Source organism: Cupriavidus sp., from assembly GCF_057315035.1.
The window spans coordinates 35,440-48,181 of sequence record NZ_DBHKYV010000056.1; the positions used below are offsets into that span (position 1 = coordinate 35,440).

6 protein-coding genes are annotated in these 12,742 nt (G+C 60.3%); 1 reads left to right on the forward strand and 5 read right to left on the reverse strand.

The window, feature by feature from the left end:
- Positions 1-119: 119 nt before the first annotated feature.
- From ACO550_RS36560 to ACO550_RS36570, 3 genes are all read right to left on the reverse strand, one after another.
- Complete coding sequence (locus ACO550_RS36560) at positions 120-596, reverse strand: Imm42 family immunity protein (RefSeq protein ID WP_315596050.1); 477 nt, start codon at positions 594-596, stop codon at positions 120-122.
- Positions 597-9,158 (reverse strand): hemagglutinin repeat-containing protein, encoded by an 8,562-nt coding sequence (locus ACO550_RS36565; RefSeq protein ID WP_315596051.1) that lies wholly within the window; start codon positions 9,156-9,158, stop codon positions 597-599.
- Between the two features lie 388 nt (positions 9,159-9,546).
- On the reverse strand, positions 9,547-10,377 hold the full coding sequence (locus ACO550_RS36570) for a class I SAM-dependent methyltransferase (RefSeq protein WP_485995124.1): 831 nt from the start codon (positions 10,375-10,377) through the stop codon (positions 9,547-9,549).
- 500 nt (positions 10,378-10,877) lie between these two features.
- Here ACO550_RS36570 and ACO550_RS36575 point away from each other — a divergent pair, with 500 nt between their 5' ends.
- A complete protein-coding gene (locus ACO550_RS36575) occupies positions 10,878-12,071 on the forward strand; it encodes a dipeptidase (RefSeq protein ID WP_485995125.1) in 1,194 nt (397 codons plus the stop codon).
- 43 nt (positions 12,072-12,114) lie between these two features.
- Here the strand turns inward: ACO550_RS36575 and ACO550_RS36580 are convergent, their stop codons facing one another.
- Both ACO550_RS36580 and ACO550_RS36585 read right to left on the reverse strand, forming a co-directional pair.
- Positions 12,115-12,354 (reverse strand): DUF2789 family protein, encoded by a 240-nt coding sequence (locus ACO550_RS36580; RefSeq protein WP_315596053.1) that lies wholly within the window; start codon positions 12,352-12,354, stop codon positions 12,115-12,117.
- Between the two features lie 16 nt (positions 12,355-12,370).
- Positions 12,371-12,589, reverse strand: coding sequence for a hypothetical protein (locus ACO550_RS36585; protein ID WP_315596054.1), 219 nt, complete (start codon positions 12,587-12,589; stop codon positions 12,371-12,373).
- Positions 12,590-12,742: the final 153 nt, after the last annotated feature.

A 12,742-nucleotide genomic window follows, 5' to 3' on the forward strand; every position in this document is an offset into this window, starting at 1 on the left:
GATTATAAATCATGATCCACATTAAACATCCATTAAACGAAAATCTGCGAAATATTCCTTATTAATTTCCGCACCCCAATCCAAGATAATACTATACGCTTTCTCTCACCACAGATACGTCATACCATCTTAAATTTTTGTAGCGCACTAGTTACTACGGATTGGAACTCTCCGCGCATCAAAAAAATGTCTAAGATACTATCTCCCTCTTCTTTAAACCCATATATCAATCTTGCTTTTTCATCTGATTCCACAAGGAATACATAGTGCCCATCGTCGGACAGGCTCTCCGCAGATACCAGATACCTGAAATCATTTCTTTCAATATCGGAATCCGCTGCAGGGAAAGTTAGATTACATAACTCCTTATATGCTTCATTGACAGAAAGGTTGAAAAAATTCTCATTTTCGACGGCATGACTCATGCAGTGCAATTGTGAAAGCATCTCTAAGTCAACCGCAAGAGTTGATCGAGTTGACCAGATTATTCTTCCACCGATGATGTAGCCGAAACATCCGTTTTTAAATCTATCCGTTGACCATGAATCGACCGAGTCACACCAGATGGCGAAGGTATCGGGGTTTCCAGATAACATTTACTTTCCTTTAAATCCGAGTATTCTCTTTACGTCGATCGGAATCTTCGAGATGTTCAAAGGTGCCGATGAATCGCCTGTTGAGCCCGACCAGTGAAAAACACCATTACCATCCGAATAAAATCGATTAATGTTACCACTCGAATCAATAGCGTACCGCACACCATCACCACTTGGCACGGATGAGTTGAACAGTTCGAGCGAATTAGCTGGTTCCACACCTGCATTCGGCCTATTGCCGGGCATGCCGGCGGTATGCTTCGGATTCGATTCCACCTGCAACCCATTTGTGCCGGTGGTAGGTTCAGGGATCGGCAACCGGCTGTTATTGCCTTGACTTTCATTATTAGCAAGAATCGCGTTCCCTGGCACGCTACCGACTGAACCAGGCGTTGCTACCACGACGGGGCATAGCGCTCCAGGTGCGCACGGTACTGCAACGGTCACAACGGCAGGCGCAGACGGTGGAGGCGCACCTGTTCCTCCAGGGCCGCCCAAATCATCAGGATTCACGTATGGGGACTGCGGCCCGTTAGCCTTCAGCAGACTTCCAAACTGGTTCGCAAAGTCGGCTGCTCCCTGAGCTATGTATTTTGCCGCATTGACTGCGTAGTCCCGCGACCGCGCTTGCAGGTCCAATACAGGGTCCAAAGGCCCGTACACAAAGAGGCCAGTGGCTTTCAATTGTTCCTGCTCGACCGTGTATTGCTGGCCGCGCTGCTGGGAAGCAAGCTTTTCGGCGTAACTCGGATCGTTCGTAGAGAAATCTGCCGCACACAGCACCAGCGCACACGCCGCATCAGCAAGTCGCTGCTCTTCTGCAGGGCTCTTACCCTGCTGCAACTGAGCCAGCTTTTGCTTTTCGTCCGGATGCAACTGCCGGTTGTACGCATCCGCCATCCCAGCCGTACCCGCCGCTGCATTGCCACCAATCGCCCCTGCCACCGCCGTACCCACCAACTGCAACAGCTTGTCCTTTGTAGCCGGATCCACCCCAAGACTACCGAGGTTCTCGTCCAGCGCGGCAATTGCCGCCGTCGCCGCCGCCACACCGGCCGCGCCCGTTCCAAAGTCCCCGCCCAGCGCCTTGCTGACCAGCCCACCTACGAGTCCGTGGACGGCAACTTTCACGTACTCCGGCTGCCCTTTTAGCGCATTCCCCACCTGGTTGTATATGATCGGTGCCGCCTGCTGGATCGTCTGGCCAGTCAGCTGCCGGAGCGCCTGCTCGTCCTTTACCTTCTGTGCGTCGAAGATCTTGTCGATGCTCTGGTTTGCGTTCTCCGTATCGCGATTCAGACTGGCCAGCGTTTCTTCCGCCGTCTTGCCGGTCTTGGCTTGTTGGCTCTCGGCGTCCGAAATTGTGACGGTGCCGGCAGCAATCGCGCTCTTCGTCGTGCCCGACGCGTTGCCGGTGATCGGCTTCTGGGCATTGCCCGCAGCACTTGCCATTGCACTGTTGGCAACGTTACCGGCCAGATTCAGATTGTCCGCAAAGTAGGCTCCCTGCTTCACTGTATTGCCAGCCAGATCCTTGCCATCCGGCAGGCTCTTGCCCGCACTAAAGGTCGCCGCATACTGCGAAGAACTGCTGCTGTATTCCGCCTTGTTCTCGATGTCGCTCGTCGTCAGCGTGCCAGTGGTGAGGCTGTTTTTCGTCGGGTCTGCCGTGCTGGCCAGGATGCCGCCCTTCAGGTCTGTGTTGCCCTTGACGTTGACATCGAACCCGCCCTGACCGGCATAGATGCCGCTTTGTTCACGCACCGATGCATACGTGCTGTCGGTGTCGCCACTGCTCATCGTCGCCGACGCATTTACCGTGGTGCCATAGCAAATCGGCGGAACACAGATGCTGGCCTGCATGCCCGACGACGATTCCTTCGAGTGGTAGGTTTCCGTGTCCTGACGGCTTTCGATATTGAGATCACGCCCGACGGATCCTTCGATTCGGTCGGCAATCAGTTGCGCACCCTTGAGGTTTGTGTCGCGCCCGCTGGTCACGGTCAGCGAGTCCGTGGCCGAGACGTGCGAGTTCTGATTCGTCACCGACTCGCCATTGCCCTTCGCCTTGTTCTGCGCGGCCGACAGTTCGATCGTGAAACCGTTCTGCGCGCCGCCCAGAGCGAAGCCAACGCCCACCCCAAAGTTATTGCCGCTGCTGCGGCTGTCGTTCTTGGTGCGATCCTGCGCGCTTTCAAGCGTCACGTCACGCGCAGCCACCAAGTCCACAGTCTTTCCGCTGATCTGGACGCCGCGGCCGGTAATATCGCCGTCGATCGCATAGCCCTCGGCGTCCTTCTGTCCCGAGCCCGTCGCCACGACAGTTACGGCATTGCCCGCCTTCACGGTCGTGCCCTGCTGGCTGCTGGCCGTGCTGTGAGACTCGCTCTGCTGACTACCACCGCCCACACTGACCGTCACCTTGATGACTTCCGGCGTTTGCTGCCCGGCACTGGTGAGCACCTCCTTGCCAATGACGCCGCCATTTACCAGCGCCAGACCTGCTTGCGTAGCGTATAGCGCCGCCACACGGCTGTCCTTGCCATCCTCCACTGCCCTGGCAGCCGATTCGGCCGCCTTGGCCGCGGTAATGCTGTAGCCCGAGAGTGCCAGTGTCACGCCATACTGGCTCGACTTGTCGACTTGGTTGTACGTACTGTCATCGGTACCGGGGTCCAGCACCACATTCTTGCCAATCAGCGTGACGTCCTGGCCTGCGGCAATATCTGCACCGCGTGCCGTCAGGTCATCCTTGGCGGCGATGCTTACGCTGCCGTTCTGACTCACGACCTGGCTGCGAATCGTATTCTCGGAGGTGCCGCCCGCGTCAAGATGGTGCGATTCGGTACGGATGCCAGTCATGCCGGTATAGCCATCGCCACCCAGATCGCCGATCACGCGACTGCTGCTGTCACTGCGCTGCGACTTCGCCTCCCGACCTGACAGGATATCGACGCGCCCCTGCTTCGCGGCGATCGCGATATCGTTCTCGGCCGCCACGCCGCTGCCGGCGATGCGCACATCGCCCGTGCGACTGACGATGGATACGGAATCGCCCGTCACGGTGCTGGCGTTCTGCTGGCTGACGGCCAGATCGCTGCTCGCATTGCTCTTTTGGCTGCCAAACGGCAACGTCGATACGCCACTGTTGTTGGCGCTACCGTTCAGGTTGCGGCCAATATCGCCAAGCGTCGCTGCGGCCGTGCTGATCTTCCAGCCGCTCGAGTTCGAGGACGTTGATTCGCTGTAGGTGTCGGTCGACGCCTCGATATTGACATTGCGCTGTGCGTCAAGCGTGGCCTTGCCGCCGGCGCTGACTGCCGAGCCGTGCAGCAGGATATCTCCATCCGTCGCCTTACCATTGGCGTCGGACTGCCCGCTGCCGGTGGCACGCAGTGTAATATCGCCGGCGCCAGTCAGCGAACTGCCACTGTTGGTAACGCTTTCGGAGTGGAAGGTGGCATTGCTGGAATTTTTACCAAGCGTGATAGCCACCTGCGGCGCCGTGCCGGCCGAGTGGCCGATTTCGCCAAGGTTTTGCTTGGCACGCGTGACCGTGCTGTCCGATTGGTTGTTGGCTTGCAGGTTGCGGATCGTGTCGAGCGGCGTACCCACCAGGCTGATACCGAACGTCGTCGACCGACTGCTCCGGCTACTGTCCTGCACGACGCTGTCGACACCGGTCGTAACCGTGATGTTTTCAGCCTGGATCGCGATGTTGCCGGCGTCCTTGTTGTCGCCAGTGCGCCCTGCGATCAGGTCGCTGCCGACGATGGTGGCGTCCTTGCCAGCGACGATGGTCACGTTGCCGTTGGTGGCCCCCACCGTGGAGCGGGCATCGCTCTGCGTCACAGCCACCGTATGCGAGTTCGACTTGGCATCGCTGCTGCCAGCCGACATGCCGATGCCGCCCTTACCTGCCGAGAACGACAGCCCGGACGCCGAACGCTCGTGCGCTTCCGTCGATTCGCGCGTGTTCTGACCGGCAGTGATCAACACATCGCCACGAGTGGCCGTCAGATTGACGGCATCTGTCGCCGTAATGGCACTCTGGCGTACCAGCAGGTCATTGCCCGCCACCGCTGTCACCGTGTCGCCGCTGACCAGACTGCCGATGCCGACATTCTCATACGTCGAAGTGGCATCGTAGCTGGACTTGCGCGACAGGAAACCACTGCTGCGCGATCGCTGTTCGCTACTCTCCTCGTGTATCTCGCGGGCTTCAGCCACGACGATATCGTCCTTGGCCACCAGCGTCACATTGCCGCCGGCAGTGCCAGTGCCGGCCGTGAGACTCGAACCAACCACACCAAGGGTTCCACCAGAGGACTTCTCGGCTGTGATGCCGTTGGCCGTGAGCACATCGGCAGCGATGTCGGCCTGACCTGCGGCAACTCGCACGTTGCCGCCAGCTTGCACCGTAGTGCCACGCACGGTCTCGTCATACGATGATTGCCTGAAGCTGGATTGCTCCCGGTTCGATTGCGCGCCCGCGCTGTGCGCACGAGTGTCCGTGGCATTGACAATGGCCACGTTCTGTCCGGCAACCAGCGTGGTGCTGTCGCCAGACTGGACGTTTGCACTCGTGAGCATCATGTCGCGGCCGGCGACTGCCGTCACGCCCCCGCCTGTCTGAACGGTGCTACCGACATTCACAACGGTCTGGTCGCGCAGGTAGTCCTGTCCACCATGCGCGGCGGCGTCCTGCGTGGTGCCCGTTACGACGGTGCCGAGGTTGATATCCCGGCCTGCAGCGATCAGCCCATTGTTGCCGGCAGTGATGGCTCCGCCGACCATGCTGAGGTCACGCCCAGCCAGCACAGCCACATTGTTCGTCCCCGAGATCGACGCCACTGCGCCAATCCTCGTGGCATTCGCACTATTGCCATTTGCTAGCACCGTGGAATTCGTAATCGTCTGCGATTCATTGACAACATCGCGACCTGCGGCCACCACCACGTCTTGTCCACCAATGCGGCCGCCCAGGTTGCGTACGTCCTGCGTGGCATTTACCACGGTCGTGCCCGCGCCGCCGATGCTGCCCCGGTTGACGATGTCCGTGCCCACCACCTGCGTGGCGATGTCGCCGACGATCACGCCGCTGTTCTGCACGGTGCCGGTCGCATTGATTGCCACGGCATTGCCGGCCACCAGCGCGCCAGTGGACTTCAGGTCGACGCCATTACCTTGCGCCAGATAGACCTTGGGCACGAGTACCGATTGCGTCGTGCCATCGGGCAGCGTCACGTCTTGCGACACCATCCACACCATGTCGGTGGTCAGCTGGCGCATCTGCTCGTCGGTCAGGCCTACCCCGGGGGTCAGATCAAACGTCTTGGCATACGTGACGCCGTTGTTCATCAGCGCTTTGTATTCTTCCAACTGGTCGGTAAAGCCGGCCAGGAACGTCTTGCCCGTCAACTGCGTGACCTGATCGCGCACCAGCTTCTCTTCATAGAAGCCGTCGCCAAGGCGCTTCTGGGTTTTCTGCGGATCGAGCCCCAGCGCGTTGAGCATGTAGTCGCTGGAGATGAAATTGGTGTACTGGGTGAAGCGCGAATCTGTGGCAACGAGGTATGTGTCCCCCGGAGCCGTGCGCAACGTGGACAGACCGTTGGTAGGCAGCTTCAGGTTTGGAATGCCGCCCTTGGCAGTACCCAGTGTCTGCGGGGGGTGAGCTTGCCCCGGGACCGCACCGGTCCCGTTTGCACCCGCAGATGCAGCACCTGCACTGCCAGTGGCCCCGGCCAGTTGGGTGCCACTCGCACCTCCCCCTGCAACACTGCTCCCGGTAACGGTCGCACCGACGGCATTGACCGACGCCACGGTCACATTCTGGGCCGTGGTTTGCACCGTCTGGTTGGCAGTCGCAATGGCGGGCAGCGCCGCGACGGTGGTAGGCGCCTGGGGCTCGCTCGGATACGGTACGACCTGAGTGTCGTCGCTCGCGCCGGTCCGCTGGTGCCAATAGAAAGTCGATGTGTCCGTGGTGGTCACGGTCTGCTGCAGAGTCGTACCAACGTCCTGCACCGTGCCGCCTGCTGCCAATCGCACCAGGTTGCCCCCGGCGGCCATCGTCGAGGACTGGTTCAGGATGTTGCCGCCGTTGCTATTGATGCGGATGTTACCGTCGGCTTGGATCTTGGCCGGGTCGGTGGCGCTCACGAGCTGGTCCGTTGCCGTCATGGTGACGGTAGTGCGGGATATCTCGTTGTAATCGTGCCCGAAGTTCTGCTGGCGGACCTGGTCCGGACGGATATTCTTGCTCGGGTCCCAGTCTGGCCAGAAGGTGATGCTGTAGGTGGATCCGTTGTCCTGGATCGACTGGTAGTACTGCGTCGCGTTCGTCGCGATGGGGCGTGAACAGATGCCGGTATCCACGTCGCAGTTCGGCGAGTTGGTTATCGCCAGGAAATTCTCGTACTCCTCGATGGGCGACTGTGTGAACGACAGCGTTTGTTTGCCGGTGTTCAGGTTCGTCACCGTCGCCTTGTCCACCGTTACGGTGATGGGGGCACGCAGCGCATTGGTTTGCGGCGTACTAACCTGTGCACTTTGCGTGTTCCAACGCCAGGCCGGGAATGTGATGCTGAGATGGTTGTTGAGGTCCCCGTCCGTGAGCCCTGCCTGCCAGAGCGAGAGCGTCTGAACGGCTGTCTCCACCGGCGTGCCAGCCACCGTCACAATGCTCGTGCGGGTGTTGCTGACCTGGTTCGCCGCAATGTCGATATCGCCGTCGGCCTCGATATTGGCCGAGCGGTTGACGAGCGAATTCACCTGATTGGCAAGCAACCCGTTACTGGCATCGCGAGTACCATCGCGCGCGATCTGCAGGTTACCTGCGCTGTAGAGTGTGGCGCCATCGAGGTTCTGCACCGAGTTCGAGGCGTAGAGCTTCAGGTTCTGGACTGCCGCCATCAGTGCCGAGGCACCGTTGTTGACGATGTCCGCCCCCTGAACCTGCACGTTGTTGCCGATGACCGCGCCCGTGTTGATCATCGCCGGGCTGTTGATCTGGACGGTTTCGCCCTCGATCTGGCCACCCTGATTCGACAGGCTGCCGGCTGTGAGGCTGGTGGCGCCCTGGCTCGACATCTGACCCCGGTCGTTGACGAGCGCGCCTTGGGCACTGGCCACAATGCCAATACCCGCACTGGTCGTAGCCCCCGTCAGGTCCAGGTTGCCGGCGCTGGCGGTCAGGTTCAGATTGCCATTGGCCGCGGTCTGGCCGCCAGCCAGGCTGACGCTGCTGCCCTGGATCGCGGCATTGCCGCTCGCAAGGTTTTGCCCCGTCGCAGACACGGCACCGGTCGCATTTACCATCAGATCCGCCGCATTGCCGGGCGTGCCATCCGGATGCAAACCCGCCGCGAGCGTGCCGCTCGATGCCACGCTCTGCGCCTGGATACCCAGCGACTGCTGCGCGACCAGCATTCCGCTATTGACAAGTGTGCCGTCGGTTTGGATCAATGCCGCGCCAGCAGCGTACGTCGTGCCGCTGTGGTCGATACCGTCGCGCGCCGAGACAGCGATGTTGCCACTGGCATTGGTCTGCCCGGCCAGCACGAGCTTACCCTGCGTGGTCAGGGTCAAATCGCCGGCCTGGGCCGCCAGCACGCCACGCGTAGAGACGCCGACGCCGAGTTCCGTCGATGCCAGCAGGATCTTGTTCGCATACATGCCACCAAGCTGGCTCACGTCGATACCGACCGCGGGAGCTTGCCCAGTGCCCGCAATCGTGCTTGCGGCCAGCGAGTTGTAGTCGACCTGGTTCGCACCGGCCACTACATTGAGCTTGTTGGCGTAGATGGCGGCGTTGGCCGTGACCGCACGCGCGATCAGGTCTACCTGGTCGATGCTAGCGGCATTGAGCCCCGCCCCCTCGACGTTGATCTGACCGCCCGTGACACGAAATGCATCAAGGCTGCCGCTGCCGCCATAGATCGGTGTGCCAGTGGTCAGCGTCACACGGCTGGTGTTGATAAAGCCCGCGCCATCCACGAGCAATCCGTTCGGATTCGCGATCACTACGTCTGCACGTTGCCCGGCGACTTCGAGGTAGCCGCGCAATTGGCTCGGTGAGGTGCTATTGACCTGATTGACGATAATTCTTGCGGCGCCCGCGGGCAGCAGGTTGGGATTGCCGTTGATGTAGCCCGCCTGCTGCGTACCCGTGATCACGGGTGAGTTGTTCAGGATCGCGCCGGGCTTGTTGACGTCGAACTGCGTGTATTGGTTGACCGAGACACCGGCGCCCGAAGGCCGCGTGATATTGACCTGCGGCAGGCCATTGGCGGTCTGAACCACGCCCGGTCGATTGGCACCGGCATTCGGGTCCGCGACGATCTGCGCGACCGCCACGAACGGAAGGCCCATCGCTCCCAAGATGGCCAGCCGGATAGCGGGAATCGCCAGCCGTGCGACATCGGTTCCCTTGTCCTTCGTGTTGCCCTGCTTGCTGGCACCCAGCTTGCCTGTGCCAATGCTGCTTGCGGTCTCCGCCACAGCCATGAACATGGCACGTGTGCGGTTGAAAACAATACGGTAACGAAGGCGATTCATGGACGACCCGGTTTGCTGGCGTGTCTCGCGGCAACGCACTGAACTGCTGCAAACTCGGGATGAACAACTCTCACCACCTGCAACTACAGCTTTAGCCGTCTAGAGCGACACAATCGGGGCGCAGGATAGATCGCGATGTACAGGGTTCACACCCCACTTTGGTCCTAGCCAAACTCCTATGTCACCCACATATACATGGCACCCGTAATGCCGATGACCCATGTCGTCAAGCCCGGCAAGGAAGTCGCAAATGAAAGACAAGTTGCAAAGCGAAAAACGTCTTATCAACTCCTCAGATAAGACGTATTTTTGGATCGGAATTGCAGTTGGGCCTGCGCAACAGCCATCGCCGTTTCGCCAATCGACCGCAAAGCGCCCGAGGATTCAGCTACGGCTTGCGCACTACGAAGTGAAACCAGTTGACGTCTCGGAGCGGCTTTGCCAACGTAAGCGGTTGACAGTCGAGATTGCCAAATACCGCTTCCGTCTCAAGACCCAATGCGGCCAACTCGCGCTGCTGGTGTTGCAGTTCCGTGTAGACAATGACGATGGCGAACTTGTGCGCGGCGCAAACGTGTATTGCATACCCGTCGAACTCGCGATTCAGCCGTGAATTGCGCCGGTAGTTGATCGCGGCCAGCGGGAAATTGATCACAATCCGCGCCACGCCAAACCCCAGCCGCAGGGGATTATTCGACCCAGACGGCCAATGCAGACCGCGAATCGGCGTCTCGCGATACGAGGGGCCTTGCAGATTATGGGTTGAGAAAATCAACCTTCCGCCCGGATGCAACACACGCCTGAATTCCCGCAGGATGGCCTGCCGACCGGCATAGTCCACCGCGTCGATGCCGTTGAAACTGAACGCAATCAGCCCGAAGCTGTTGTCGTCAAACGCGGAAAGGTCGCGTGCATCCATCAGCCGCACGCGCACGCCGGGATGGTTGCGGCGGCAGATATCAACCATCTCCTGCATGTAGTCGATGGCTTGGTAGTCAGTGCTCAGGCGGCGCAGCAGCGGCACCGTCCTGCCTCCGCCCACACCTACGTCGAGGATAGGCGTGCCCCGAACGCTGTCAGCCACCAAGGCAACCGCTGCAGCCTCGCCAGGATCGGTCCAGTCACTGAGCGCCCGGAACCAGTGCCTGGCGCCCCAACTCCCCCATGCCCTGCGATTGATCACGTCCTGCTGCAACCCTGGAGAACTCACGACTTCCACCCCGTCTTATCGATGCCATCCCTTCCAGCTCGATACGCCGGTGACCCTCAATAGCCGGGACATTGCATCTCTTGCACTTCTACAACGGTACAGTACGCGCCCCGTAGACGTTGTTATGTTGGCTCGCGTACCAACGCAGAAACTACCGTAAATGGCGGGAGATGCAAGCTACACATGACATACTGGCGAACTGGTGCGTCAGTGAATTTTTCGATCAAACACGCCGAGGAGACACCTTGCACTGCGACATAACCACTCAATTGGCTTGGGCCGAAATTCGCAGCGATGCTGCGGTTGCCTGGCACTCGATGGAAGTGGAGATCGTTGGCTGGATGATTCCCCTGGATCCGAACTCGGACGCGGCCGACTATTTCGTGCTCGCCGCAGCGGAGCCTTGCTGTGGCAGTTGCCCGCCATGCGATCCACTGACCAGCGTGGAAGTTTTCGCGATCGATAGTATTGCGTTGAGCGCCGGGCCGGTTCGTCTGCGTGGCCGCCTGTTGCGCCTGCAGGACGATCCGAACGGCTGGCGATACCGACTGGAAGATGCAGAGCTCGCGTGCGAACCCGCCGCTGTCGCGACGTCAACGCTCAGGCCAAATCGACGCGCGTTTCTCGCCCTGGGGGCCGCATTGGGCCTTGCAGCATGCGCACCGGGGCGTTCCGGCGGGCATGCCGAACCGCGCCAGGACGAATCGGCATCCTGGCGCGCGTCTGCGGGTGTCGTGACAATCGACATGCATAGCCATGCCGGCCGGGTGACGGTATCCCGCGATCCGGCGCTTGGCGCGCATCGTCCGTTCACGCCCGTTAGTGCGCCAATGGTCGCGGGCGGCATGGACGTGATTTGTCTTGCGATCGTGACGGATACGCTGGTCACGCGGGTATCCGCCGATCGGCGGCGCTTCGAGGCTTGGCGCAAGCCGGAGCCAGGCGAACTCTATCGGCTATCGCAGGACGAATTCGCTCGCGCAAAGGCGCTCGTCGAGCACGAAGGGATCAAGGTAATCACACATGCGGCCGCACTCGCATCGGCTGATGCGGCCGGGCCACGGGCGATTATCTCGGCGGAAGGTGCGGATTTTCTTGAAGGCAAACTTGATCGTGTCGACGAGGCCTTTACGCTGCATCAACTGCGACACCTGCAGCTGACCCACTACCGCGTCAACGAACTCGGGGACATCCAGACAGAGGCGCCCGTCCACGGCGGCTTGACCGATTTCGGCGCCGACGTGGTGCGCCGCTGTAACGCACTGGGCATCGTGGTTGACGTGGCGCATGGCACCTTCGATCTGGTGAAACGCGCCGCCGCGGTGACAACGAAGCCGCTGGTCCTGTCGCACACCGCGCTGGCTACGCGGCCGACTAGTCGCGGTCGATCGATCTCAGCCGATCATGCGCGCGCGATCGCCGGCACTGGCGGCGTCATCGGCGTATGGCCGAACTCCGCCACGTTTCGCGACCTGCAGGACATGGCGCATGGCTTCCGGCGCATGGCCGACGTCGTAGGCGTAGACCACGTCGGCCTTGGGACGGACATGCTTGGGTTCATTTCCCCACCCGTGTTTAATAGCTACGCGCAATTGCCACGCCTTGGCAGCGCCCTAGTTGCTGCCGGGTTCTCCCAGTCTGAATCGGAGCAAATCCTGGGTGGCAACTATCGACGCGTGTTTGAGGCTTCGGTGGCGAACTAGAACGCTGGAGGTGCCAGATCGACGCATTTGAAACGTCGATAAATCAGGCTGTACCACGCAGCGCAAGATTCAATTGGTCGACGACCGGAGCCCAGTCAGCGTCATCGATAAACTCGTCGCGCAGCAATGCTGCTTGAGACGGTGTCCAGAATGGCGCCTCGCATAACTCAATGCTGCGCGGCAAAGGTGAATGTCCGGCGATGAATTCACCGATGGCGGCTTCGTCGGTGGGGAGCCCAAGTTGGGCGAACAGGTCGGCGAAGGTCGGAAACTGCTTGGTCATGATTGATTGATTTTTTTTACGCGTGCCGAAACGTTGATCGTTTTGCCTGGGAGAGCAACATGCTCGCCGTCGCCGAGCGCTTGTTGAACGTACTGCGCGCAACCAGGGCGCAAACCGCCAGCGTTCCAGCCAGTACACCCAGGGACGACGAGGAGTGCCCGTGAGATGAAAATCCCGTCGCGAAGGCGACGGCGGCCATTTCCAGCTTGCGACCGAGATTGTGATTGCGTGTCATAGCGGTTACCGCCCTTCCCCTGCGCTTATTCAAGGTGGCCCGGCTTTCAATGCCGCGCCACCGACTGTGGATTTCAGTATTCAGTCACCGGCGCATGGACCGGGGCGATCGACTCATGCAGGGTTGCGGTACGCTGGGCTGCCTTGTGGACCA